The organism is Neisseria sp. P0024.S006 (assembly GCF_051956595.1).
Lineage (GTDB): Bacteria > Pseudomonadota > Gammaproteobacteria > Burkholderiales > Neisseriaceae > Neisseria.
In genome coordinates, this window is the sequence record NZ_JBQCXH010000002.1 from 371305 (window position 1) to 396016 (window position 24712).

Here is a 24712-nt window from a genome sequence, read left to right on the forward strand (position 1 = left end):
TTTTTCATGCCTGTTTAGACGCGACAACTTTAAAAAACTGACAAAACAAATGAAGATATTTTCTTATTCATTGTTTTATAAAGATTAAAAATTCAAAAAGGCCGTCTGAAACACCATGTTCGATTGGGTCTCAGACGGCCTTTGATGATAATTGCAATCCATTAATCCGCTTGTTTGCACAATTCGACAATTTCCGCGCCGTATTTGTCGGTTTTCTCCGCACTCATGCCGTGGATTTCCGCCAGCTCCGCCAAATCTTGTGGCCGTCGGGCGGCAATGGCGCGCAGGGTAACTTTGCTGCATATCTGATATGCTTCGAGGCCTTCATGGCGGGCAGTATCGATGTTCCACTGAAGCAGGCGGCGCATCAAGCGGCGTTTGCGTTTATCCTCTTCGCTCAGGCCGTCTGAAAACGGGCGGCAGATGTTTAAAATGCCCTCGCCGTATTGTTCGATACGTTTTTCTCCGAGTTTATACACGCCCAAAAGGTCGATGGGTTCGGCAGGCGTATTGGTCAGCAAATCGTCCATGCTCTCGTTGGAGAACACCGTTCCCAGCGTCACTTGATCGGCACTTGCCTGCTGCTCGCGCCAAGTTTCCAAAGCCTGTTTTAAGGCCTGTTCGCGCTCGCCCAAACTGTGGATAACTTGTGTGTTATCTGTGGAAACCGTACCGGCTTCAGCCGTTTCGCAAACGTTGAGTATCTCCAAACCGAATTTATTGATTTTCGCCTCGCCCAAGCCGTAGATTTGATGTAAATCTTCCAAACTTCGGGGCATTTTTTCGACAATATCGCGCAGGGTTTTGTCGCCGCAAACCACATAGGCCGGCACTTCCTCTGCCCGGGCGCGTTGTTGCCGCCACTGGCGCAATGCCTGCCACAAACGCTCTTCGCGCTCGGTACGCAACCAATCGTCTTTCGGCTTTTGGGTGGCCGTTTTTTCGCGGCGCAGGGGGCGCAGCATGACTTCGGTTTCGCCCTTGAGGACTTTTTTTGCCGCTTCGGTCAGCTGCAGGGCTTGATGTTGCTCGACGTTAACAGTGAGATAGCCCAGGCTGATGCACTGGCGGATGACGCTGCGCCATTCCTTGTCGGTCTGTTCGCTGCCGATGCCGAATGTGGATAACTTGTCATGGCCGTTGCGCTGTATCCAATCGTCGCTTTTACCGCGCAAAAGGTTGGTGATGTAACCGGCGGCAAAACGTTGTCCGGCGCGGTACACGCAGCTGAGTAATTTTTGCACCAACACCGTGCCGTCAAACCGCACGGGCGGATGCAGGCAGTTGTCGCAATGGCCGCAGGGTTCGGATTCTTCGCCGAAATGTTTGAGCAGCAACACGCGGCGGCAGGCGGCGGTTTCACAGACGGAAAGCATGGCATCGAGTTTTTGCATTTCGATTTGCTTTTGCACTTCGTCGCTGTTGCCTTCTGCAATCCGTTCTCGCAGCAACACCCAATCGTTCAAGCCGTAACACAGCCAGCTCACGGCAGGCAGCCCGTCCCGGCCGGCACGCCCCGATTCCTGATAGAAATGTTCGACACTTTGGGGCATATCGAGATGGGCAACAAAGCGCACATCGGGTTTGTCTATGCCCATGCCGAACGCCACGGTCGCCACCACAATAATATTGTCTTCATGCGTAAAGCGGCGTTGGTTTTCCTCGCGCACGTCCATGCTCAAACCGGCATGATACGGAATCGCCTCCAATCCGTTTTCACACAAAAACTGCGCCACATCCTCGACTTTTTTGCGGCTTAAACAATACACAATGCCGCTTTGCCCATGCATCTGCTTGCGGATGAAATCCAGCAATTGTTTTTTACCATTATTTTTTTCGATAACCTGATAATAAATATTTGGACGGTCAAAGCTGGAGACAAATTCGGGCGCATTGTCCAAATGCAGATAATGCTTGATGTCGGCGCGCGTGGCCGCATCGGCGGTAGCGGTCAGGGCGATGCGCGGGACGTTCGGATAGCGTTCGGCAAGCATGCCGAGCTGTTGATATTCGGGGCGGAAATCGTGTCCCCATTGGCTGACGCAATGCGCCTCATCAATGGCAAACAGGCTGACGGTTTGTTGGTCGAGAAAACGCAAAAAGCGGTCGGTAACCAAGCGTTCCGGCGCGACATAAAGCAGTTTCAGACGGCCTTGGGCAAGCTTGTCGGCAATCTCGCGCGCCTCATCTGCCGATGTGCTGCTGTTGACTGCCGCCGCTTCAATCCCGGCCACATGCAGGCTGGCCACTTGGTCGTTCATCAGCGCAATCAGCGGCGATACGACAACCGCCACGCCTTCGCGCATCAGCGCCGGAATCTGGTAACACAAAGACTTACCCCCGCCTGTCGGCATCAGCACCATCAAACTCTCGCCGCCGGCCAAAGCATTGACGATAGCCTCCTGCTTGCCACGAAATTCGGGATAACCGAATACTTCGTGCAAAATCTGTTTGGCGGTCGGCTGAGGCATAATGGTTCCGTAGAATAGGGGAAAGCGTTATTTTAACGGTTTTGCACCCGCGTATGTGCGGAACATTTTGCCGCCGCTTTTTCAGACGGCCTGAAATTCAACTCTATTAAACTTGTTTAATTTTAAATAAAGATTTGTTTTGCTTTGAATGAAATGTATGAAGGCCGTCTGAAACCTGATATTAGGATTTCAGACGGCCTTTCAAAGATAAAATCTTTAGGCTTTCTTGACGAACTCAGATTTCAAGTTCATCGCGCTGCCATCGATTTTGCAACCGATATTGTGGTCGCCCTCTTGCAGGCGGATGCCTTTGACTTTGGTGCCTTGCTTGATGACCATAGAGCTGCCTTTGACTTTCAGATCTTTAATCAAGACAACCGTATCGCCATCTTGCAAGACCGCGCCGTTGGCATCTTTGACTTCCAATACATCATCGCTTGCAGCCGCAGCATCGGCCTCGTTCCACTCATGGGCGCACTCAGGGCAAACGTATTGGGCACCGTCTTCGTAAGTGTATTCGGAGTGGCATTTCGGGCAGGGAGGTAGGGACATGAGGTTTCCTTATAAATATGATAAAAGAAGCGTAAAACGCAAATAATACAATGTCTAAATTATTGATTCGCCTTGCTGCCGCCTACGCCGTAAACGGCATTCCACGCCGCATCCAACATCTGGCCGGCTTGTTGCAGCTTAGCATTTTGCTGCTCTTTCTGAGCCAAGGCCGTCTGAATTTCGCCTTTCAAACGGTCAATATCGGATTGCGCAGCCTGCAAACGGCGCTGCGCGCTTTCCAAATCGCTTTGCAGGGAAATGATTTTGCTGTCGTTGCTGTTTTGCTCATTCAAAGCGGCACGGTAAACCGATTGGACGGACAGCAAACGGTCTTCCGCCTCACCGGCATACGCGGCGGCGGCGGATAACATCATCAGGGCAAGTAAGGTTTTTTTCATGGGTTTTCCTTTAAAGTTGTTTGATTTGTAAAGTAAAGCGCAGAGCCGATTTTTCAGCAGCCAAGTTTACATAACATGCTTGTTGGTCTTTGTTCTTGATGGCTTATTTTATCCAATCCGGACATTCAGCTGCTGATAAAAGTTAATCCAATCATCTGTTTCGAGAGGCAGGCGGCTATTATTTTCTCATATTCTCTGCCTTATTCCATTATTTTCTGGTTTTATTAGAAAAGGCCGTCTGAAAACTTGGCATTCCCAGTTTTCAGACGGCCTTTTATCATTCATGCCTTACGAACGAATCCGTTTCAACACTTCTTCTTTGCCGATTAATGCCAATACGGCATCGACGCTTGGGGTTTTTGCCGTACCGCAGACAGCGAGGCGCAGGGGCATGCCGAGTTTGCCCATTTTGATGCCTTCTTCGTCGCAGAAAGGTTTGAAGAGGTCGTGGATGGCTTCGGCGTTCCAGTCTTCCAGCCCTTCGAGGCGTTCGGCGAAGCGCAACATACGGGCGGCGGCCTCGTCGTCCCAATGTTTCTGCACATCCGCTTCGGCAGGGGTTTGTTTGACGTAGAAGTAGAGGCACTCGTCGGCGAGGGTGTTCAGGTCTTGGGCGCGGTCTTTGACCAATGCCAACACGTCTTCCAAAGCGGGCTTGCTGGTTTCGTGGATATCGCGTAGGGCGAGGCGGGGTTTTACCATTTCAGCCAGTTTGTCGTTAGGCGTGATTTTGATGTGTTCGCCGTTAATCCAGTAGAGTTTCTTCAAGTCCATGCGGCTTGGAGATGGGGAAACGTCTTTCAAATCAAACCATTCGATGAATTGTTCCATCGTGAAGAACTCATCGTCGCCGTGCGCCCAGCCCAAACGTGCCAGATAGTTGAGCATGGCTTCGGGCAGGATGCCCATCGCGCCGAAATCGGTGATGGCGACGGTATCGCCGCTGCGTTTGGAGATTTTTTTGCCTTGTTCGTTGAGAATCATGGGCAAGTGGCCGTATTCGGGCAGGGTAGCGCCGATGGCTTTTAAGATGTTGATTTGTTTCGGGGTGTTGTTCACATGGTCGTCGCCGCGGATAACGTGGGTAACGCCCATGTCGTAGTCGTCCACGACGACGCAGAAGTTGTAGGTCGGCGTGCCGTCGGCGCGGGCGATGATCAGGTCGTCGAGCGCTTCGTTGGGAATGGAGATTTCGCCTTTGACCAAGTCCGTCCATTGGGTAACGCCTTCCAAAGGTGTTTTGAAGCGGACGACGGGTTGCACGTCGGCAGGGATTTCGGGCAGGGTTTTGCCTGCTTCGGGACGCCAGCGGCGGTCGTAAGTCGCCGTGCCTTCTTTTTCGGCTTTCTCGCGCATGGCTTCCAGCTCTTCTTTGCTGCAATAGCAATAGTAGGCGGCGCCTTTTTCCAAGAGTTCGGCGATGACTTCTTTATAGCGGTCGAAACGGCGGGTTTGGTACACGACGTTGTCGGCGTTGTCGTAATCAAGGCCGACCCATTTCATGCCGTCGAGTATGATGTTGACGGATTCGGCGGTGGAACGCGCCAAGTCGGTGTCTTCGATACGCAATAAGAACTCGCCTTTGTGATGGCGGGCAAACGCCCATGAAAACAGGGCGGTGCGTACGCCGCCGATGTGCAGGTAGCCGGTGGGGCTGGGGGCGAAACGGGTTTTGACGGTCATGATGGCTCCAAAATCTTTTAAAACAGTTATTTTACTTTTTCGGCGTGGTTTAAACAATGTAAGGCCGTCTGAAAATAATGTCGGCGCAGAAGGACTATCTGGGAACTTTTCTCCTGAAAACAAAACAAATGATAATTATTTCTTTGAAAGTATCCGCTCATGAACAAACGCGCTTTATTTACCGCCCTTGCCCTCCTGCCCCTTTTTGCCCAAGCCGAAATCAAAACTATCAAAGACGTATTGGGACGCGAAGTCAAAGTCGATGTCCCTGTCAAACGCGCGGTTTTGGCGTTTTACTATCCCGACTATATCGCGGTAACGGGCGCGGACAAATTTAAAAACGTCATCGGCATTTCGCGTGAGTTTTGGGAGAAATTCAATCCCGGCAGCTGGGCGATGTTCAAACAGAAGCTGCCTACGCTGCAAAACATTGCGGACATCGGCAACATCAACACCGGCACGTTTTCACTGGAGAAAACGCTCGCGCTCAAGCCGGACGTATTGATTCTGGCCGACTGGCAGTATAAGGCCATCGCCACCCACCTGCCGCGCATTAAAGCGGCAGGCATACCCGTCGTCGTGGTCGATTTCAACGCCGAAACCGTCGCGCGGCACACGCGCAGTGCGGAAATTTTCGGTGAACTCAACGGTACGCAGGCGCGCGCCCAAAAAATTGCCGCCGAATACGCCCGAGGCATTGCCGACATCCAAAAACGCGTCGCGCGTGCCAAACAGTCCAAACCGAAAATCTATATCGAGTTCGGCGACAAAGGCCCGTCCGAATACAGCTACACCTTCGGCAAAGATATGTGGGGCGCGATTGCCGACACAGTAGGCGGCAACAATATCGCCGCGCCTTACGTTAAAAACTGGGGACCGATAAACCCTGAAAAATTCCTGACGGCCAAACCCGACGTCATCGTCATTTCGGGGACGGAAAACGGCCATAAAGACAAGCCTGGCATTATGGCAATGGGCATAGGCATCAGCCAGGCCGATGCGCAACGCCGCCTGGCCGGATTTGTCAAACGCAAAGGCTGGGCAGACATTCCCGCCGTCAAAAACAAACGCGTTTACGGCATCTACCACACCGCCTCCCGCTCGCTCACCGATTTGGCCAGCGCGCAATTTATCGCCAAAACCCTGTATCCGCAGCAGTTTGCCGACATAGACCCAAACAAGACCTATCTGGACTTCTACCGCAAATACCTGCCCGTCGTGCCGGACGGTACGTTTTACATCCGATTGAAATAGCGGCTGCAAAAATCATAGGCTCAGGCCGTCTGAATATGTATGCTATACTAATAAGGCTTCATTATGTATAATTATTATTCTTTTTATTTAATATATTGGACAAGATATGATTGAACAAAACCAAATCGGCCATCAACAGGCTCCGATTGTAAGCGTCAAAGAATGGTTGATAACAAACTTGATTTTGATGATTCCGATGGTCAATCTAGTTATGATTTTTGTATGGGCATTCAGCTCAAACACCAATCCGAATAAAGCCAATTATTTCAAGGCTGCCTTGATTCTGTTTGTCATCTATCTGGTACTGGCTGTAGCTGTAGTCATTTTTGGCAGTGCAGCTGCAAATCAATATCAATAAGTAAGCATACATTTAGGCCGTCTGAAACCTAAAAGGATTCAGATGGCCTTTTACATGGATTACCGAAGGCTCAACCATCTATCCAATTCCAAACTGCATCGCTCCATTTGCCGATACGGTAGAGAAACAATGAATAGCTCTCCTGCATCAGAAACTTGGCTTTCTTGCTGCGCTCGTCAAAGCGCGTGGTCGGAGTGGCGGAGAACTGCGCGTCTGACAAGCCCAAATCGGCGGCCATTTCTTCGGCACGCGCCAAATGATACGGGTCGCTAACAACGATAATGCTGCCGACTCCGTTGGCGTGCATGATGGGGACGATATTGCGCAGGTTTTCGTAAGTGTTGCGCGAAGTGTTTTCAAACAGGATATTGTGCGCCGGTATGCCCTGCTTGAGCGCGTATCGGCGCCCCACTTCGGCTTCGGTCATGAATCCTTTTTTGGGCGTACCGCCGGTGAAAATGATTTTGCCGACCCGGTGGCTTTGGTAGAGCGTGATGGCATGGTTGATGCGCTCACGGAATACCGGCGACGGGCGTTTGTCCCACGCCGCCGCACCTAACACCACCGCCGCATCGGCATGAGCATCCTTCGGCAAGGTTTGCGAACCTGTCCGGTAAATCTGCCATGTGCCGCTCAAAAAAATACCGCACACCAGCAAGACGCTCAAAGCAAGGCCGCGAAACAGGTAGTATCGCAGTCCATTGCGGCTTTTAAGCAGGGAAATCATCTTCAGACGGCCTTATCCAACCCTATCAGCCGAGTAGGGCGGCAATGTTTTCCAACGGACGGCCGATGGCTGCGCGCGTAGGCGTTACCAAAACGGGACGCTCAAGCAGGGCGGGGTGTTCGGCGATTGCCTGAAGCAGGGCGGCATTGTCCAAATCGGGGTTGTCCAAACCCAATTCCTTGTACAAATCGTCTTTCGTGCGCATCATGCCGCGCACCGATTCGATACCGAGTTTGGCAAACATATCCTGCAAAGTCGCCAAATCAGGCGCGGTATCTAGATATTTGACCACGTCGGCGGCAACGCCTTTTTCTTCGAGCAAAGCCAGCGCGGCACGCGATTTGCTGCAACGCGGGTTGTGATAAAGTGTGAATTCAGACGGCATGAAATTCTCCGTATTATTGCAAAATCATTCAATGATGGCGGTTATTATCGTCTGCAACTGATTTTTACTCAAACTTTTTACCTGATCTCTTGATATGAATCGGTAGGCATGCCCACCAAACCGTTTTACAATAAACCCAATTTCGATTGGCAACCTCAAGGATACAACCATGAAAGCCTTAACCGCCCTTCTCTTGTCCGCCGCCGTTTTTACCACTGCACCGGTCTTTGCCGCCGATGAAACGGCAGGTTGGCAGGACAACAAACCGCAAAGCCTGGAATCGCTCAAAGCCCCCGTGCGCGTGGTCAATCTTTGGGCAACCTGGTGCGGCCCCTGCCGTAAAGAAATGCCCGCCATGTCCGCATGGTACAAAGCGCAGAAAAAAGGCAGCGTCGATATGGTCGGCATCGCACTGGATACGACCGACAACATCGGCAAGTTCCTGAAACAAACGCCGGTCAGCTACCCAATTTGGCGTTACACCGGCGCCAACAGCCGCAACTTCATGAAAGCCCACGGCAACAACGTCGGCGTATTGCCTTTCACTGTCGTCGAAGCGCCGAAATGCGGTTACAAACAAACCATCACCGGCGAAGTCAACGAAAAAAGCCTGACCGCCGCCGTGAATTTGGCCAAAACCAAATGTAAATAAAACAGCGGATAGGTGGCTTAACCTACGCTGATACCGAGGCCGTCTGAAACCCAATCGTTCAGACGGCCTTTTTTCAAACCATGTTGTTTTGTGTTGCAAACCGGCAGTGTATCCGCCGGCAGAACCGGGGTTTCACTATCAAAAAGCAGCCGAAATATTTATAATCTGTGAATATCCCCATTTTTTCAGACGGCATGTTGCCCTATCGATGATGCCGGCCGTCTGAATCCCTATTTTCAGGAAAACCCATGATCCGTTTCGAACAAGTTTCCAAAACCTATCCCGGCGGTTTCGAAGCCCTGAAAAATGTCAGTTTCCAGATTAACAAAGGTGAGATGATTTTTATCGCCGGCCATTCGGGCTCGGGCAAATCCACCATTTTGAAGCTGATTTCAGGCATTACCAAGCCTACCAAAGGCAAGGTTTGGTTCAACAATCAAGACCTCGGCACCTTGAGCGACAATCAGATCGGCTTTATGCGCCAACATATCGGCATTGTCTTCCAAGACCACAAAATCCTCTACGACCGCAATGTTTTGCAAAACGTTATCCTGCCTTTGCGGATTGGCGGCTACCAGCCTCGCAAAGCGGAAGAGCGCGCGCGTATTGCGATTGAGAAAGTCGGCTTGAAAGGCCGCGAAAACGATATGCCCATCACTTTGTCCGGCGGCGAACAACAGCGTTTGTGCATCGCACGCGCAGTGGTTCACCAACCCAGCCTGCTGATTGCCGACGAGCCGTCCGCCAGCCTCGACCGCGCCTACGCGCTGGATATTATGGAATTGTTTAAAACCTTCCATGAAGCAGGCACGACCGTGATCGTTGCGGCGCACGATGAAACGCTGATGGCGGATTACGGCCACCGCGTCTTGCGCCTGCAGAAAGGACGCCTCGCATGAGCATGATTCACTACATCTCGTTACACGTCGAATCGGCGCGCGCCGCGCTCAAAGAGCTTCTGCGCCAACCCATCGGCACGCTGCTGACCCTGCTCATGCTTGCCGTTGCCATGACCTTGCCGCTGTTTATGTATTTGGGTATCCAAAGCGGACAAAGCGTGTTGGGCAAACTCAACGAGTCGCCACAGATTACGGTTTATATGGACACCGATGCGGCAAGTTCTGATGCCGATACGGTAAAAAACCTGCTCCAACGCGACAGCCGTATCGATAAAGTCCGCTTTATCGGCAAGCAGGAAGGTTTGGAAGAATTACAGACCAATCTCGACCAAAACCTCGTTTCCATGCTCGATGGCAACCCGTTGCCCGATGTCTTTATCGTTACGCCCGACCCTGCCACTTCGCCGGATCAGATGCAGGCTATCTATAAAGACATTACCAAACTGCCGCGCGTCGAATCTGCAACCATGGATACGGAATGGGTACAAACCCTTTATCGTATTAACGAATTTATCCGCAAGATTTTGTGGTTCCTCTCGCTGACTTTGGGCATGGCCTTTGTCTTGGTGGCACACAACACCATCCGCCTGCAAATCCTCAGCCGCAAGGAAGAGCTGGAAATCACCAAGCTATTGGGTGCGCCCGCTTCCTTCATCCGCCGCCCTTTCCTTTATCAGGCAATGTGGCAGAGCATTTTCTCCGCCGCCGTCAGCTTGGGCTTGTCGGCCTGGCTTTTGGCCGAAGTACGGCCGCTGGTGGACGCGATTTTCAAACCCTACGGCCTGAACATCAGCTGGCGTTTCTTCACATTTAGCGAAGTGTCGCTGGTATTCGGCTTCGTCATCGCGCTGGGCGTATTCGGCGCATGGCTGGCCACCACGCAACACCTCTTAGGCTTCAAAGCCAAAAAATAAGCCTTGGCAAACAGGCCGTCTGAACCATTCAGACGGCCTGAAATCTTATCCTTTCGCAACTTAAACAAACCTTGTGAAAATTTAATACTGCCAAATCTAACAGCAAGGGCATAATCCCTTATAATTGATGGTTTATTACCCATCTCATTTCATTTGTGCGGCATAAGCCGTGCAGACAAATAACGAAAGACATCCTGTGGACAAACTCAAAATCTCTGCCAACGGCCCCCTCAACGGCGAAATCACCGTATCCGGCGCGAAAAACGCCGCCCTGCCGCTGATGTGTGCCGGCCTGCTGACTTCCGGCACTTTACGCCTGAAAAACGTACCCATGCTCGCCGACGTCAAAACCACCCAAAAACTGCTGCAAGGCATGGGCGCACGCGTTTTGACCGACAACATTTCCGAATTTGAAATCAACGGCGGCACCGTCAACAACACCTGTGCACCTTACGAGCTGGTGAAAACCATGCGCGCATCCATCTTGGTTTTAGGTCCGACCCTCGCCCGCTTCGGCGAAGCCCAAGTCAGCCTGCCCGGCGGCTGCGCCATCGGTTCGCGCCCGGTTGACCAACACCTTAAAGGCCTCGAAACCATGGGTGCGGAAATCACCATCGAACACGGTTACGTCAAAGCCAAAGGCCGTCTGAAAGGCACGCGCGTCACCATGGACGTCGTAACCGTAGGCGGCACCGAAAACCTGCTGATGGCGGCCACGCTTGCCGAAGGCACCACCATCCTTGAAAACTGCGCCATCGAGCCCGAAGTCGTCGATTTGGCCGAATGCCTCGTCAAAATGGGCGCAAAAATCAGCGGCATCGGTACAGCAACCATGACCATCGAAGGCGTAAAAGAGCTGCACGGCTGCGAACACAGCGTCGTTCCCGACCGTATCGAAGCCGGTACCTTCCTCTGCGCCGTCGCCATGACCGGCGGCAAAGTCGTCCTGCGCAATGCCGCTCCCAAAACCATGGAAGTCGTGTTAAACAAACTGACCGAAGCCGGCGCCATCATCGAAGCAGGCGACAACTGGATTTACATCGACATGCAACAACGCCCCAAAGCCGTGGACATCCGCACCGTCGTCCACCCAGGCTTCCCAACCGACATGCAGGCACAGTTTATGGCCATGAACGCCATTGCCGAAGGCAGCAGCCGCGTGGTGGAAACCATTTTTGAAAACCGCTTCATGCACGTTCCCGAACTCAACCGCATGGGCGCAGACATCACCACCGAAGGCAACACCGCCTACATCAAAGGCGTGGAAAAACTCTCCGGCGCCGTCGTGATGGCAACCGACCTGCGCGCCTCCGCCAGCCTCGTCATGGCCGGTTTGGTCGCAGAAGGCGAAACTATCGTCGAACGCATCTACCACCTCGACCGCGGCTATGAATACATCGAGAAAAAACTCGGCGGCGTAGGCGCAAAAATCGAACGCGTACGCGGTTAATCCCATACGCAGCCGATAAATAAAAGGCCGTCTGAAAACAAAATCTAGCAAACTCGCTATGCTTGTTTTCAGACGGCCTATCTACTTGTGAAATAAAAAGCAGGTAACAAGATAAGAAATAGGATTTTTCGATTAGTAACCACTCAGAAAACCTACCGTCCCATCTTCTCAAAATTAATCTGATTGATACAAAAATAATCATTAAAGCAGTAGTAAACCTAATGATTATTCACTGCTAATCTTCCATATAATCAATATTCATTATGAACAGTTCATCACACACGACAAAGAAACGGATAACCCATTATGGCCATAAACTATGTTTCTTTATTGCCATTTTCATTTGGATTTGTTCCTTATTTCAAAATGTATTTACTTTCGGAAAAGAAGGACAATATGAGGGATTTTTTGTTCTCATTATTGGAACAATATTTGGACCTGGTTTAGGCCACATTGGATATTTTGCTGTTTATGCAAATTATATTTGGTTCATTTTAATATTCATATCTCTTATCCGACCTCAAGCAAAAAAACTTATCTTTACTTTGCATGGTTTATTATGGGTTGTGGCACTACTTACATTTACCTTAAACGAAGTAATTGTGAATGAAGCGGGAGGGCATGAAAAACCAACTTACGGATTAGGATTGTATTTATGGTTTACAGCATTTTTATTGACAACCATTGCAGAGTTTCTAAAACAGCGTATTTATCAAAATTTGAAAGAAAATACAAAAGAATAAAGTAACAACAAATATTCCTGTATACTTTGAATCAAGATTCAAAGTCTTATTGTAGAAGGAACTCTTATGAAACCTTTTATCTTACTATTCGGTCTCTGTGCCGCTTTATCATTAACTGCCTGCAACAAGGAGAAAAACATGTACGAGGAATACGGATTTAAAGAATCGGAATTCCCTACCTATAAACTGCCAAAAGGAGATGCTCCTCCAAAGGATGTCAAAATTAACCCAAACCGTAAAGAACATTATCAAGCAGTGGTTAAAATTAAAGATGCGCCTCTAGCTTTCCAGATTGTGACGGGAGATGAACTTTACCAATCGGAAAACTGCAAATATGTAACCAATCGCTGGGTAGGTGCGACAACGTGGCCTCAATACCGAAAAAAACTGGAGATGACTAAAATTGATAATAATACATATGCTACAGACTTTTATTCGGATACTCCTTTAGATGAAGATTACTATGGGGAAGGCGTATGTAAATGGCAGTTTTTAAGTGCTGCCATAGTAATGGAACCGACAGGAAAAGATAAGCGAGAAACAGCTTTGATTGTCCGTATTGATTCGGAAGATTTAAAAAAACTGACTGAGGAAAATCCTGAATTAAAAGTAACCAATCATTATGAAAAAAACCTTTATCCCATAGCAACCGAATTTCAAGGTAATGGTTCAATTGATAGCGGATATTCTGATAGAGGTATTGAAAGTTGGCATAAAAATGTGGCGGATTATAAACCGGATTCTCTTTTTACAGTTGAATTAACATTAAGAAAGGTTGAAAAATGAGAGCATTGAATAGTCAGGATTTTGCCCTGCTGTCTGATCACATTTATGGGAAGAAAGATGAAAACGGCGAAAAAAAACTGGTTTTTGATAACGAAAAAAATAAAGAAATAACTTTAAACGGTATTAAATATGCTGTTGAAAGAATCAGCGACAATCCCAAAAATGGTTATTTTGGTGCCATTTACCGTCGCTTAGACACCAACGAGTTAGTAGTCGTCCACAGAGGTACGGAGTTTGAAACACGCCAAGACCGAGAAGCCGATATGCGTATGGTTAAAAGCCATACCAATCCTCAGTACAACGATGCTAGAGCGTTAACTGAAGTAGCAAATGCAATGGCAAAACATAACGGAGCAACAATCTACCAAACCGGCCATTCACTAGGAGGAGCACTTGCCCAGCTATGTGGTAATCGTTATAGCCACCGTACCGAAACTTTCAATGCCTTTGGAGCAGCAGGCTTGAAAGAAGCTCTCCCAATTAACCCTTTAGCAGACAGATTAATCATCAATCACCGCATGGGTGGAGACTATGTCTCATCTGCAAGCAATCATTTAGGCAGAAGTATTTTGTATACTACAAAAAACGAAGTAGATAATCTGCGTAAAGGTGGTTTTGCCACACAAGATACTTCGGATGACAACTTTTTGGCTAACAAGTGGAATCTTTACTCATCTCATGCTATAAACAATTTTACCCCTGAAAAGGGATTATCTGTTTTATCTCCACATTCTCCAGCTCATCAACTGGCTGAAAAAAATATGGCTATGCTAAGCAGATTTAATAATCTAGTAAAAGAAAAAATTCGTCAATCACCACAAGCATTTGAAAAATATATTAACTGGGCTGATAAATTTATTGCAGAAAACCAACCCCAGTATTCAAATCCATATGAACAACAGGATCGTCCTCAATACGCCTTTTTAGATCCGCAAATAAATGCTACAAAACTACAAAACATTTCGCCCGAAACCCAAAAACTCTTCAATACTGCAATGGCACACCTAACGACTTATCATAAGACAAACAACCTGTCTATTGATGAGGGAAAACTACAAAATTCCGCTATGGCACTTACCGCCTTGGCTCAGTCAAAAAATATAACTGATCTTACTTTATTTAGTGTAAAAAACGACCAGTATCTAATCGGGAACCGAAATCCTACATTAAATCTTGCTTCTATGGATATAGGACTATCTGCATCTATTCCCGTGGAAAAGAGTTTTAATCAAATCCAGCAAACGGCACAACTCTCTGAATATGAAGAGCAACAGAAACAATTAATGCAATCTCAATCGCGTGGAATGAGTATCGGGTAACAAAACCTTTCTATAACGTCTCAAAAGGCCGTCTGAAACACCGGCAATCGGGTTTCAGACGGCCTTTGCGTATTGTTTTGCGGTATAATTCCTGACATCTTTATCCATTGTTTTTAAAAGCACAAACCATGACACGCAAAATCCTTGTCACTTCCGCGCTGCCGTATGCCAACGGCAGCATCCACCTCGGCCACATGGTCGAACACATCCAAACCGACGTTTGGGTACGCTTCCAAAAACTGCGCGGCCACGAATGCTACTACTGCTGCGCCGACGACACCCACGGCACGCCTGTAATGCTTGCCGCGCAAAAACAAGGCATTGCGCCTGAAGACATGATTGCCAAAGTGCGCGAAGAGCACCTCGCCGACTTTACCGGTTTCAATATCGGCTACGACAATTATTACAGCACCCATTCCCCTGAAAACAAACAGTTTTCCCAAGACATTTACCGCGCGCTGAAAGCCAACGGCAAAATCGAAAGCCGCGTCATCGAGCAGCTTTTCGACCCTGAAAAACAAATGTTCCTGCCCGACCGCTTCGTCAAAGGCGAATGCCCCAAATGCCACGCCCAAGACCAATACGGCGACAACTGCGAAGTCTGCGGCACGACCTATTCCCCGACCGAACTGATCAACCCGTATTCCGCCGTTTCCGGTGCCAAACCCGAATTGCGCGAATCCGAACACTTCTTCTTCAAACTGGGCGAATGCGCCGACTTCCTCAAAGCCTGGACTTCCGGCAACAATCCGCACGACGGCAAGCCCCATCTGCAACCCGAAGCCCTCAACAAAATGAAAGAATGGCTGGGCGAAGGCGAAGAAACCACCCTGTCCGACTGGGACATCTCCCGCGACGCGCCGTATTTCGGTTTCGAAATCCCCGACGCGCCGGGCAAATACTTCTACGTCTGGCTGGATGCGCCCGTCGGCTACATGGCGTCGTTTAAAAACCTGTGCGACCGCATCGGCATCGATTTTGACGAATACTTCAAAGCCGACAGCCAAACCGAGATGTACCACTTCATCGGCAAAGACATCCTCTATTTCCACGCCCTGTTCTGGCCCGCCATGCTGCATTTCTCCGGCCACCGCGCCCCGACCGGCGTGTACGCACACGGCTTCCTGACCGTGGACGGGCAAAAAATGTCCAAATCGCGCGGCACCTTCATTACCGCCAAATCCTATCTGGAACAAGGCCTGAACCCCGAGTGGATGCGCTACTACATCGCCGCCAAACTCAACAGCAAAATCGAAGACATCGATTTGAACCTGCAAGACTTTATCAGCCGCGTAAACAGCGACCTCGTCGGCAAATACGTCAACATCGCCGCCCGCGCGTCAGGTTTCATCGCCAAACGCTTTGAAGGCCGTCTGAAAGACGTTGCCGACAGCGAATTGCTGGCAAAACTGACTGCGCAAAGTGAGGCCATTGCCGAATGCTACGAAAGCCGCGAATACGCCAAAGCCCTGCGCGACATCATGGCCTTGGCAGACATTGTCAACGAATACGTTGATGCCAACAAACCTTGGGAACTCGCCAAACAAGAAGGCCAAGACGCACACCTGCACGAAGTATGCAGCGAACTCATCAACGCCTTTACCATGTTGACCGCCTACCTCGCCCCCGTATTGCCGAAAGTAGCCGAAAATGCAGCCAAATTCCTGAATTTGGAAGCCATCACTTGGGCAAATACACGCGAAACCTTGGGCGAACACGCCATCAACAAATACGAACACCTCATGCAACGAGTGGAGCAAAAACAAGTGGACGATTTGATCGAAGCCAACAAACAAAGCATCGCCGCCGCAGCCGCGCCTGCTGCCGAAGAGAGCAAATACGAAAAAGTCGCCGAACAGGCCAGCTTTGACGACTTTATGAAAATCGACATGCGCGTCGCCAAAGTATTGAACTGCGAAGCCGTCGAAGGCAGCACCAAACTTTTGAAATTCGACCTTGATTTCGGTTTTGAAAAACGCATCATCTTCTCCGGCATCGCCGCGTCTTACCCAAATCCTGCCGAATTGAACGGCCGCATGGTCATCGCCGTCGCCAACTTCGCCCCGCGCAAAATGGCAAAATTCGGCGTATCCGAAGGCATGATCCTCTCCGCCGCCACGGCAGAGGGCAAACTGAAGCTCCTCGACGTTGACGCAGGCGCACAGCCTGGGGATAAAGTGGGCTAAGTATCAAATCTTAAGGAGAAACCATGTTAAACCTTTCCGCACCGATACTTAAAGAAATTGAGTTGCTTCATGATGCAGGCTTATCGGTTGGCGCTATTGTTACAGTGTTGCGTCTGAAATTTCCGGTAGAACTCCATGATCGGGAGGACAAAAAAATTGAAGAAGCCGTTCTTCTCATGATCAATCCACCGCGAAAAGCACCTTCTCTTTCCCGCTAAGGTAGCGATACCGGTTGAAAGGTAAATTTGGTTATGCTTCAACAAAAGGCCGTCTGAAACTTTCAGACGGCCTTTTTATTTATCCAAACACTTATTTCCGTTAAAACTTTATCTCAACAATTCATCGGTAACGCGTTGCAGAAATTCGATGCGCTCGGGTTTGGCTTCGCCTGATTCGGCAGCGGCTTTGACGGCGCAGCCGGGTTCGGCGCGGTGGGTGCAGTTGTGGAAACGGCACTGGCCGATAAGGTGGCGCAGGTCGGGGAAGTATTGCAGTAAATCGGTGGCTTGGAGATGGTGCAGGCCGAATTCTTGCAGGCCGGGGGAATCGATGAGTCGTGTTTCTGCGTTTAAATCGTATAGTTGGGCGTGGGTGGTGGTGTGTTTGCCGGAATCGAGCGCGGTGGAAATGTCGCCGGTTCGGGCGGCTTGGTTGCCGAGTAGGGCGTTGGTCAGGGTGGACTTGCCCATGCCGCTTTGTCCGAGCAGGATGTTGGTTTGCCCTTCTAAAATGGGACGCAGGATGTCGGCGTTTTCTAATGCGTTGGTTTCGACCACTAAATAGCCGAGGGTTTCGTAGAATTTGAGTTTCTCGCGCCATTGGGCGGTTTCGGGGAGATCGGCTTTGTTAAGGACAATGACGGCGTCGATGCCGGCCGCTTCTGCCGCGAGGAGGGCGCGTTGCAACAGGGCTTCGCTGGGTGAGGGGCTGGCGGCGGTTACGATGAGCAGTTGGGTAACGTTGGCGGCAATCAGTTTGGTTTTCCACGCGTCTTGGCGGTAGAGCAGGCTTTCTCGCGGAAGATAGTCTTCAATCACGACTTGTTCGCCGTTGATGGGGCTGATGCGGACTTGGTCGCCACAGGCGAAATCGACGCGTTTTTTGCGGGTGGTGGCGTCATATGTTTGGCCGTCGGGGGTCCGGACAATATAGCGGCGGCCATAGCTGGTAATGATTTGGGCGGTATCGGTCATGATGGGGTTTATTGTTTGGAATGGTGTGATTGTACCGAAAGTCGGCTATGGCCGTCTGAAAACTTGTTTGCACCTTTTAACTTTCTTTGGCTTGGTTTTTTGGTGTTTCTGCCCTATATTTGCAATGTATTTGTTTTCAGGAGATTTTTTATGGATTTCAGTCAGTTGCTCAATCAGGTTTTGGGTGCGGCTCAAAAAGGCGGCAAAGCGGTTGCGGACAGCCCGCTCAATTCTTTCGGCGGCGGCGCGTTGACGGGTGCTTTGGCATCGATGCTGTTGAAAAAGAAAAACACGAAGAAGCTGGTCAAGGCCGGATCGGTTGCTGCTTTGGGTTTCCTGGCTTATAAAGGCTATCAAAACTGGAAGCAAAACCGCCAGCAGGACGAATTGCCGCAAAGTGCGTTCCAACCTGCCGGTCTGATTGGTGAAAACCACAGCCGTGTGATTTTGCAAACGATGATTGCGGCAGCGGCTTCAGACGGCCTGATTGACGATGCGGAACGCGCGGCCATTGAGCGTGAAAGCGGCAGCGATGCGGAAACGGCGGCATGGCTGCAGGCTGAATATGCGCAACCGGCCTCTATCGAGCAAATTGCCGCTTCTGTCGGCAGCGACGAGGCTTTGGCAGCTGAAACTTATCTGGCGGCCAGATTGGTCTGCGCGGACTTGTCGCGCAAGGAAATTGTGTTCCTGAGCCGTTTGTCCCAAGCTTTGAATTTGGACGACCAGCTGGTCGAAAGCTTGGAAAAACAGCTTGAATTGGCTTAATCTTGATTGAAAAGGCCGTCTGAAACCTGATTTCAGACGGCCTTTCGACTTAATTTCAGAGTAAAATAACCCTTTCGACATATTAAAGGCTGTCTGAACATGAATAAACTTTTTTCCACATTCAAAACGTTTTTAGCCGCTTCGTCCGTCTTGGTATTGGCTGCCTGTCCGAGTGGCAACGCGCCGCAATCCAAACCTTCTACGCAGGGTCAAAATACGGTTTCGCATCCTGCACCCAAACCAAAAGCCACGGTTGCGCTGGCTTTGGGCGGCGGCGCATCCAAAGGCTTTGCCCATATCGGGATTATTAAGGTCTTGAAAGAAAACAATATTCCGGTCAAAATTGTTACCGGTACATCCGCAGGCTCGATTGTCGGCAGTATGTACGCTTCGGGAATGTCGCCCGACCGCCTCGAATTGGAAGCGGAAATTTTGGGTAAAACCGATTTGGTGGATTTGACCTTGTCCACCAGCGGCTTCATCAAAGGCGAAAAACTGCAAAACTACATCAACCGCAAAGTCGGCAACCGTCCGATGCAGCAGTTCCCCATCAAATTTGCTGCCGTTGCGACCGATTTTGAAAGCGGTAAACCGGTGGTGTTCAACGTCGGCAATGCCGGACAGGCCGTCCGCGCTTCTGCATCGATTCCGAACGTGTTCCAACCCGTCGTTATCGGCAACCGCAAATATGTAGACGGCGGCCTGTCTCAGCCCGTACCGGTCAGCGCGGCGAAAAAACTGGGCGCAAACTTCATCATTGCCGTCGACATTTCCGCCCGTCCGGCCAAAAATGTCAGCCAAGGCATGTTCTCCTATCTTGACCAAACCTTCAACGTAATGAGTCAAACTGCGTTGCGCCAAGAATTGGGACAAGCCAATGTGGTCATCAAACCGCAGGTTCTGGAGCTGGGTTCGGTTGGCGGTTTCGACCAAAAACAACGCGCCATCCAATTGGGCGAACAGGCCGCACGCGCCGCACTGCCTGAAATCAAACGCAAACTGGCGGCATATCAGTATTAATTATCCGCCGTTTGAACAGGCCGTCTGAAAGTATGTTTTTCAGACGGCCTTTCTTGTGCAAATCTGCTAAAATCACGCGTTTCCTACAAATCATAAAATCCTAAAAAAATGAATATCTTTTACGAAGAGTCCGGCCAATTCAAAGTTGCCTCCATCGTCCAAAAAAACGACGCCACCTACCAAGTCGATACCCAACACGGCAAACGCACCAAAGTGAAGGCGAACAATGTCTTTGCCGAGTTTGACGGCGATATGGCGGCGTTTTTGGAAAACGCGCAGGCACAGGCGGCAGACATCGACACCGATTTATTGTGGGAAGTATGCGGCGAAGAAGAATTTTCCGCCGAGGCCATCGCCGAAGAATATTACGGCCACACGCCGACCAAGACCGAGCTGGCGGCGACTTTGATTGCGCTTTACGCCGCGCCGATGTATTTCTACAAAAAAGCCAAAGGCGTGTTCAAAGCCGCGCCCGAAGAAACCTTAAAACAAGCGCTTGCCGCCATCGAACGCAAAAAACAGCAAGACGCGCAAATCGACGCTTGGGCGGAAGCCTTGAAACGCGGCGAGATGCCGTCTGAAATCGCGGCGGATTTGAAAACCATCTTACACGCACCCGACAAGCAATCGCTGACCTACAAAGCCTTTACCAAAGCCGCCGACGAGCTGAAAATCTCCGCCTACGAACTGGCGAAAAAAACAGGTGGCATTACGTCCATTCCCCAATACCTGCAAGACGGGTTTGAAATCAAATATTTCCCCAAAGGAACAGGCTTCCCCGACCTTCCGCTCCCTGAAATGCCCGACTTACCCAAGGCTGACGTTACCGCCTTTTCCATTGACGACGAATCGACCACCGAAGTGGACGACGCTTTAAGCCTGACCGACTTGGGCAACGGCACGAAGCGCGTCGGCATCCACATCGCCGCGCCGTCGCTTGCCATTAAGCAAGGCGACAAAATGGAAAAAAACATCATGGAACGCTTGAGCACGGTCTATTTCCCCGGCGGCAAAATCACCATGCTACCCGAAAACTGGATTGCCGCGTTCAGCCTCGATGCAGGCGCATACCGCCCTTCCATCAGCATTTATTTCGATGTGGACAGCGAGTTCAACGTCGGCGCACCAACCTGCAAAATCGAAGCCGTCAACATCGCCGAAAACCTGCGCATTCAAGCCATTGAGCCGCATTTCAACACCGAAACCGGCTTGGACGAAGCAGGCGAAATGATGTTTGCCCACCATCAAGACCTGATTTGGTTCTATCAATTCGCCATCGCCCTGCAAAAAGCGCGCGGCAAATACGAGCCCGACCGCGCGCCGCAATACGATTACAGCATCGAATTGGATGAAGAAGGCAACGTATCCGTCGTCCGCCGCGAACGCGGTTCGCCCATCGATACGCTGGTCAGCGAGATGATGATTCTTGCCAACAGCACTTGGGCGCAAATGCTGGACGAAAACGAGCTGCCCGGCCTTTTCCGCGTCCAACCGGCAGGCAAAGTGCGCATGAGCACCAAATCCGAACCGCACATCGGCATGGGCGTGCAACATTACGGCTGGTTTACCTCGCCGCTGCGCCGCGCCGCCGACTACATCAACCAAAAGCAGCTGATCAGCCTGATTGACGACACTGTCGAGCCGCTGTATCAAAACAGCGATGCCGAGCTTTTTGCCGCGCTGCGCGACTTCGATGCCGCCTATACAGCCTACGCCGACTTCCAACGCCAAATGGAAGCCTACTGGAGCCTCGTCTACCTGCAACAGCAAGGAATGAGCGAGCTGACGGCCACCATCCTCAAAGAAGACCTCATCCGCATTGAGGGGCTGCCGCTGGTAACGCGCGCGACCGGTATTCCGTTTGACGCGCTGCCCAAATCGCAGGCATTGTTCAAAATCACTGAATTGGATGCCGAGAAGCAGTTTATCGCGCTCAACTATCAAAAAGCCGTTTTACCGGGCTGATAACATTATTCCGTTTGAAAAAAGGCCGTCTGAACGCAAAAACAGAAATCTTTGATTTCGTTTTCATCCCTGTTCAGACGGCCTTCATCATCTAAAAATGCTACAATTCCCCTTTTCTGCCCATCATTTCAAACCATGAAAAAAAACGCCCCCCAATCCTTTGAAGAAGCCTTATCCCGCCTCGAAACCCTGACCCAGGCCATGCAAAGCAGCGAAATGCCGCTGGAAGACGCTCTGGCCGCCTATCAGGAAGGCAACGAATTGGTCAGATACTGCCAAACCAAATTGGCGGAAGTCGAGCAGAAACTGCAAGTCTTGGATGCCGGCGAACTGAAGGAGTTGAACCTTGAACCCGGCGAATGAACTCAAAACATGGCAGCAAAAAGCCCAAGCGCAAACCGAATTGCTGCTGGCGCATTTCTTGCCGTCTGAAAGCCAAGTGCCGCACACGCTGCACGAAGCCATGCGTTACGTTACCCTCGGCGGCGGCAAACGGCTGCGCCCGCTCTTGGTGCTTGCCGCGTCCGAATTGGGCGAAGCAAACCAAAATGCCGTCGAGCAGGCGATGGCGGCCATTGAAATGGTGCACGTCTATTCGCTGGTTCACGACGATATGCCGGCGATGGACAACGACAGCCTGCGCCGCGGCAAACCGACCTGCCATGTGCAATACGACGAAGCAACCGCCCTTTTGGTCGGCGATGCGCTGCAAACCCAAGCCTTTGATGTATTGAGCCGTCCGACAGGCCTGCCTGCCGAACGCCAGCTTGCCATGTTGTCCACGCTGGCCCAGGCATCCGGCAGCCTCGGCATGGCGGGCGGACAAGCCATCGACCTGGCCAATGTCGGCAAAGCCATGAATCAGGCTGAATTGGAACAGATGCACAGCCTCAAAACCGGCGCACTCATCCGCGCGGCCGTGGCCTTAGGCGCACTTTCCTGCCCGGACTTAATACCGGCGCAAATCCAAACCTTAGACCGCTACGCTGCCAAATTGGGCTTGGCTTTCCAAGTGATCGACGATGTATTGGACTGCGAAGCCGATACCGCCACATTGGGCAAAACCGCCGGCAAAGACTCGGACAACGACAAACCGACCTACGTCAAACTGATGGGGCTGCAGGCCGCGCGTACTTACGCAGAAACGCTGATTGCAGAAGCCGTTGCCCTGATTGAGCCATTCGGCGACAAAGCCCTGCGCCTGCGCCAACTGGCCGAGTTTGTTACCGCACGGAAAAACTAAACCTGCAAATAAATAAAGGCCGTCTGAAACCTGTTTTTAGGTTTCAGACGGCCTTTTTAACAGCCTATTTGGCTGGTTCAACCGAATGCTGAGTCTTTCTAAATACGGCTCAAAAATCCCCCGCAAACTGCGTTGACAAGCCTCAGCCTGCCTGTTTAATCCAATAGGGCATCTACAAACGCTTTGGCATTAAACGGACGCAAATCGTCGATGCCTTCGCCTACGCCGATGTAGCGGACAGGAACAGGGCGGTCAGAGGCAAGGGCGGCAAGGATACCGCCTTTGGCCGTACCGTCGAGTTTGGTGACGATCAGACCGGTCAAACCCAATGCTTCGTCAAAGGCTTTCACTTGGTTGACGGCGTTTTGACCGATATTGGCATCAAGCACAACGATGATTTCATGTGGCGCATCAGGCATGGCTTTTTGTAACACGCGTTTCACTTTTTTGATTTCTTCCATCAAATGAAGCTGCGTCGGCAGGCGGCCGGCTGTATCAGCCAGCACGATATCGATACCGCGCGCTTTCGCGGCTTGGACGGCATCAAAACAAACGGCTGCGGAATCGCCTGTGGTTTGCGAAATCACGGTCACATTGTTGCGCTCACCCCAAGCTTGAAGCTGCTCACGCGCGGCGGCACGGAAAGTATCGCCTGCCGCCAGCAATACAGATTTGCCCTGCGCTTGGAAATATTTGGCCAATTTGCCGATAGACGTGGTTTTGCCTGCGCCGTTGATACCGGCAAGCATAATCACGAAAGGCTCCTTGGTTTCCGGCAAGACCAAAGGCTTCTCCAGAGGCTTAATCAAATCGTACAGCGCATCTTTCAGTGCGCCGCGCAATTCGTTGCCGTCTTTGAGGCCTTTGAGGCTGACACGGTCGCGCACGTCTTTCATCAAGTATTCGGTGGCTTCCATGCCCATATCGCTGGTAATCAGCACGGTTTCCAGCTCTTCGTACAAATCCTCGTCGATTTGTCCGCCGCCGAACACGCCGGCCAACGATTTTGCCATTTTATCGCGTGATTTGGTCAAGCCTTGTTTCAAACGCGCGGCCCAACTGAGCTTGTGTTCTTCTACCGGAGCAGGGGCTTCAACCGGTGTTTCCGTAACGGCTTCTTGAACTTGCTCGACAGCTTCGCTAACTGCCTCAACAGCTTCTTCTTTGCCCGCTTCGGCCTGTTCCGCTGCTTCTTCAGCAACCTCAGCTACTTCAGACGGCATCTCGGCAACGGCTTCTTGAACTTGCTCGACAGTCTCGCTAACTGCTTCAACAGCTTCTTCTTTTACTGCTTCGGCCTGTTCTGCTGCTTCTTCAGCAGCCTCGACCGCTTCAGACGGCATCTCGGCAACGGTTTCTTGAACCTGTTCAACAGCTTCGCTGACGGTTTCAACAGCCAATTCTTTTGCCGCTTCAACGTGTTCTTCTACTTTTTCAACTGTTTCAGACGGCGTTTCGGTCAAAGCTTCCCGCACCTGCTCGACGGTTTCGCTGACAGTTTCAACAGCCGATTCGACATGCCCTTTGACGCTTTCTGCTAAAGATTCGGCATCTTCTTTAATATTTTCAACTACTTGAGCAACTTCAGATTCTACTTTTGCTGCGGTTTCCTGAACTTGAGCCTCCTCAGGAGCCGGAGTTTCCTGTTTTTTCTTGCGACGGAAGAAGCTGAACATTAAATTTTCCTTTTAATTTTAGAAACTTGAAATAGGGAGTATTGTAGCGTATTTTACGTGGCAAGGTCGT

At 50.7% G+C, this 24712-nt stretch carries 24 protein-coding genes and 1 pseudogene; 16 read left to right on the forward strand and 9 right to left on the reverse strand.

Features of this window, described 5'->3' with window-relative positions:
* Positions 1–161: 161 nt before the first annotated feature.
* The 4 genes from recQ to gltX all read right to left on the reverse strand — a co-directional run bounded on the left by recQ (position 162) and on the right by gltX (position 5104).
* Entirely contained in the window at positions 162–2471 is a 2310-nt protein-coding gene (recQ, locus tag ACTHUF_RS05525) for a DNA helicase RecQ (protein ID WP_440407314.1), read from the reverse strand.
* 216 nt (positions 2472–2687) lie between these two features.
* Positions 2688–3023 carry a zinc ribbon domain-containing protein YjdM gene (locus tag ACTHUF_RS05530; RefSeq protein WP_003747824.1) on the reverse strand — a complete coding sequence of 112 codons (336 nt, stop codon included), beginning with the start codon at positions 3021–3023 and terminating at the stop codon, positions 2688–2690.
* Positions 3024–3082: 59 nt separating this feature from the next.
* Positions 3083–3421: a hypothetical protein gene (locus ACTHUF_RS05535; protein WP_049333033.1), complete on the reverse strand. Its 339-nt coding sequence runs from the start codon at positions 3419–3421 to the stop codon at positions 3083–3085.
* Between the two features lie 288 nt (positions 3422–3709).
* Positions 3710–5104 (reverse strand): glutamate--tRNA ligase, encoded by a 1395-nt coding sequence (gene gltX / locus ACTHUF_RS05540; protein ID WP_440407315.1) that lies wholly within the window; start codon positions 5102–5104, stop codon positions 3710–3712.
* Between the two features lie 159 nt (positions 5105–5263).
* Here gltX and ACTHUF_RS05545 point away from each other — a divergent pair, with 159 nt between their 5' ends.
* Entirely contained in the window at positions 5264–6358 is a 1095-nt protein-coding gene (locus ACTHUF_RS05545) for an ABC transporter substrate-binding protein (RefSeq protein WP_440407316.1), read from the forward strand.
* Between the two features lie 106 nt (positions 6359–6464).
* Positions 6465–6716, forward strand: coding sequence for a hypothetical protein (locus ACTHUF_RS05550; protein ID WP_315093232.1), 252 nt, complete (start codon positions 6465–6467; stop codon positions 6714–6716).
* A gap of 70 nt (positions 6717–6786) precedes the next feature.
* Here ACTHUF_RS05550 and ACTHUF_RS05555 read toward each other — a convergent pair whose 3' ends face one another.
* Together ACTHUF_RS05555 and arsC are read right to left on the reverse strand one after the other, a co-directional pair.
* Entirely contained in the window at positions 6787–7443 is a 657-nt protein-coding gene (locus ACTHUF_RS05555) for a YdcF family protein (RefSeq protein ID WP_315093230.1), read from the reverse strand.
* Between the two features lie 25 nt (positions 7444–7468).
* Entirely contained in the window at positions 7469–7828 is a 360-nt protein-coding gene (gene arsC / locus ACTHUF_RS05560; RefSeq protein ID WP_004519164.1) for an arsenate reductase (glutaredoxin), read from the reverse strand.
* 169 nt (positions 7829–7997) lie between these two features.
* On the opposite strand from arsC, the gene ACTHUF_RS05565 reads away from it, so the two are divergent.
* The 9 genes from ACTHUF_RS05565 to ACTHUF_RS05605 all read left to right on the forward strand — a co-directional run bounded on the left by ACTHUF_RS05565 (position 7998) and on the right by ACTHUF_RS05605 (position 16995).
* Positions 7998–8480 carry a TlpA disulfide reductase family protein gene (locus ACTHUF_RS05565; RefSeq protein WP_440407317.1) on the forward strand — a complete coding sequence of 161 codons (483 nt, stop codon included), beginning with the start codon at positions 7998–8000 and terminating at the stop codon, positions 8478–8480.
* A gap of 248 nt (positions 8481–8728) precedes the next feature.
* A complete protein-coding gene (ftsE, locus tag ACTHUF_RS05570; protein ID WP_004519169.1) occupies positions 8729–9379 on the forward strand; it encodes a cell division ATP-binding protein FtsE in 651 nt (216 codons plus the stop codon).
* A complete protein-coding gene (ftsX, locus tag ACTHUF_RS05575; protein ID WP_440407318.1) occupies positions 9376–10293 on the forward strand; it encodes a permease-like cell division protein FtsX in 918 nt (305 codons plus the stop codon). Before ftsE ends, ftsX begins: the two co-directional genes overlap by 4 nt.
* 196 nt (positions 10294–10489) lie before the next feature.
* Complete coding sequence (gene murA / locus ACTHUF_RS05580; protein WP_314553346.1) at positions 10490–11743, forward strand: UDP-N-acetylglucosamine 1-carboxyvinyltransferase; 1254 nt, start codon at positions 10490–10492, stop codon at positions 11741–11743.
* A 263-nt stretch (positions 11744–12006) separates the two neighbouring features.
* On the forward strand, positions 12007–12486 hold the full coding sequence (locus tag ACTHUF_RS05585; RefSeq protein ID WP_036493921.1) for a hypothetical protein: 480 nt from the start codon (positions 12007–12009) through the stop codon (positions 12484–12486).
* A gap of 66 nt (positions 12487–12552) precedes the next feature.
* Positions 12553–13272: a hypothetical protein gene (locus tag ACTHUF_RS05590; RefSeq protein WP_003747791.1), complete on the forward strand. Its 720-nt coding sequence runs from the start codon at positions 12553–12555 to the stop codon at positions 13270–13272.
* Positions 13269–14591: a lipase family protein gene (locus tag ACTHUF_RS05595; protein ID WP_315093219.1), complete on the forward strand. Its 1323-nt coding sequence runs from the start codon at positions 13269–13271 to the stop codon at positions 14589–14591. The genes ACTHUF_RS05590 and ACTHUF_RS05595 overlap by 4 nt, the downstream gene beginning before the upstream one ends.
* 128 nt (positions 14592–14719) lie before the next feature.
* Positions 14720–16777, forward strand: a complete 2058-nt coding sequence (gene metG, locus ACTHUF_RS05600; protein ID WP_440407319.1) for a methionine--tRNA ligase — start codon at positions 14720–14722, stop codon at positions 16775–16777.
* Positions 16778–16800: 23 nt separating this feature from the next.
* Complete coding sequence (locus tag ACTHUF_RS05605) at positions 16801–16995, forward strand: virulence regulator (protein ID WP_314598416.1); 195 nt, start codon at positions 16801–16803, stop codon at positions 16993–16995.
* A gap of 108 nt (positions 16996–17103) precedes the next feature.
* Here ACTHUF_RS05605 and rsgA read toward each other — a convergent pair whose 3' ends face one another.
* A complete protein-coding gene (gene rsgA / locus ACTHUF_RS05610; RefSeq protein ID WP_440407320.1) occupies positions 17104–17970 on the reverse strand; it encodes a ribosome small subunit-dependent GTPase A in 867 nt (288 codons plus the stop codon).
* Positions 17971–18120: 150 nt separating this feature from the next.
* Between rsgA and ACTHUF_RS05615 the strand changes: the two genes are divergently transcribed.
* The 5 genes from ACTHUF_RS05615 to ACTHUF_RS05635 all read left to right on the forward strand — a co-directional run bounded on the left by ACTHUF_RS05615 (position 18121) and on the right by ACTHUF_RS05635 (position 22966).
* Entirely contained in the window at positions 18121–18738 is a 618-nt protein-coding gene (locus tag ACTHUF_RS05615; protein ID WP_049349212.1) for a tellurite resistance TerB family protein, read from the forward strand.
* 99 nt (positions 18739–18837) lie between these two features.
* Entirely contained in the window at positions 18838–19758 is a 921-nt protein-coding gene (locus tag ACTHUF_RS05620; RefSeq protein ID WP_440407321.1) for a patatin-like phospholipase family protein, read from the forward strand.
* 108 nt (positions 19759–19866) lie between these two features.
* Positions 19867–21723, forward strand: coding sequence for a ribonuclease catalytic domain-containing protein (locus tag ACTHUF_RS05625; RefSeq protein ID WP_440407322.1), 1857 nt, complete (start codon positions 19867–19869; stop codon positions 21721–21723).
* A gap of 135 nt (positions 21724–21858) precedes the next feature.
* Positions 21859–22086 carry an exodeoxyribonuclease VII small subunit gene (locus ACTHUF_RS05630; protein WP_003681131.1) on the forward strand — a complete coding sequence of 76 codons (228 nt, stop codon included), beginning with the start codon at positions 21859–21861 and terminating at the stop codon, positions 22084–22086.
* Entirely contained in the window at positions 22070–22966 is an 897-nt protein-coding gene (locus tag ACTHUF_RS05635) for a farnesyl diphosphate synthase (protein WP_315093211.1), read from the forward strand. The genes ACTHUF_RS05630 and ACTHUF_RS05635 overlap by 17 nt, the downstream gene beginning before the upstream one ends.
* Positions 22967–23121: 155 nt before the next feature.
* Here ACTHUF_RS05635 and ftsY read toward each other — a convergent pair whose 3' ends face one another.
* A complete protein-coding gene (ftsY, locus tag ACTHUF_RS05640) occupies positions 23122–24429 on the reverse strand; it encodes a signal recognition particle-docking protein FtsY (RefSeq protein WP_440407340.1) in 1308 nt (435 codons plus the stop codon).
* Positions 24430–24642, reverse strand: a pseudogene (locus tag ACTHUF_RS05645) (signal recognition particle-docking protein FtsY); the annotation flags it as partial.
* Between the last annotated feature and the right edge of the window lie 70 nt (positions 24643–24712).

Bases quoted from the DNA above. Each gene is read 5' to 3' on its own strand.
- ACTHUF_RS05585 (WP_036493921.1), top strand. From the start codon at position 12,007: ATGAACAGTTCATCACACACGACAAAGAAACGGATAACCCATTATGGC.
- ACTHUF_RS05565 (WP_440407317.1), top strand. From the start codon at position 7,998: ATGAAAGCCTTAACCGCCCTTCTCTTGTCCGCCGCCGTTTTTACCACT.
- ACTHUF_RS05545 (WP_440407316.1), top strand. From the start codon at position 5,264: ATGAACAAACGCGCTTTATTTACCGCCCTTGCCCTCCTGCCCCTTTTT.
- ACTHUF_RS05590 (WP_003747791.1), top strand. From the start codon at position 12,553: ATGAAACCTTTTATCTTACTATTCGGTCTCTGTGCCGCTTTATCATTA.
- rsgA (WP_440407320.1), bottom strand. From the start codon at position 17,970: ATGACCGATACCGCCCAAATCATTACCAGCTATGGCCGCCGCTATATT.
- ftsE (WP_004519169.1), top strand. From the start codon at position 8,729: ATGATCCGTTTCGAACAAGTTTCCAAAACCTATCCCGGCGGTTTCGAA.
- ACTHUF_RS05555 (WP_315093230.1), bottom strand. From the start codon at position 7,443: ATGATTTCCCTGCTTAAAAGCCGCAATGGACTGCGATACTACCTGTTT.
- ACTHUF_RS05615 (WP_049349212.1), top strand. From the start codon at position 18,121: ATGGATTTCAGTCAGTTGCTCAATCAGGTTTTGGGTGCGGCTCAAAAA.
- ACTHUF_RS05625 (WP_440407322.1), top strand. From the start codon at position 19,867: ATGAATATCTTTTACGAAGAGTCCGGCCAATTCAAAGTTGCCTCCATC.
- gltX (WP_440407315.1), bottom strand. From the start codon at position 5,104: ATGACCGTCAAAACCCGTTTCGCCCCCAGCCCCACCGGCTACCTGCAC.
- arsC (WP_004519164.1), bottom strand. From the start codon at position 7,828: ATGCCGTCTGAATTCACACTTTATCACAACCCGCGTTGCAGCAAATCG.
- recQ (WP_440407314.1), bottom strand. From the start codon at position 2,471: ATGCCTCAGCCGACCGCCAAACAGATTTTGCACGAAGTATTCGGTTAT.
- ftsX (WP_440407318.1), top strand. From the start codon at position 9,376: ATGAGCATGATTCACTACATCTCGTTACACGTCGAATCGGCGCGCGCC.
- metG (WP_440407319.1), top strand. From the start codon at position 14,720: ATGACACGCAAAATCCTTGTCACTTCCGCGCTGCCGTATGCCAACGGC.
- ACTHUF_RS05630 (WP_003681131.1), top strand. From the start codon at position 21,859: ATGAAAAAAAACGCCCCCCAATCCTTTGAAGAAGCCTTATCCCGCCTC.
- ACTHUF_RS05550 (WP_315093232.1), top strand. From the start codon at position 6,465: ATGATTGAACAAAACCAAATCGGCCATCAACAGGCTCCGATTGTAAGC.
- ACTHUF_RS05595 (WP_315093219.1), top strand. From the start codon at position 13,269: ATGAGAGCATTGAATAGTCAGGATTTTGCCCTGCTGTCTGATCACATT.
- ACTHUF_RS05530 (WP_003747824.1), bottom strand. From the start codon at position 3,023: ATGTCCCTACCTCCCTGCCCGAAATGCCACTCCGAATACACTTACGAA.
- ACTHUF_RS05620 (WP_440407321.1), top strand. From the start codon at position 18,838: ATGAATAAACTTTTTTCCACATTCAAAACGTTTTTAGCCGCTTCGTCC.
- ACTHUF_RS05535 (WP_049333033.1), bottom strand. From the start codon at position 3,421: ATGAAAAAAACCTTACTTGCCCTGATGATGTTATCCGCCGCCGCCGCG.
- ACTHUF_RS05605 (WP_314598416.1), top strand. From the start codon at position 16,801: ATGTTAAACCTTTCCGCACCGATACTTAAAGAAATTGAGTTGCTTCAT.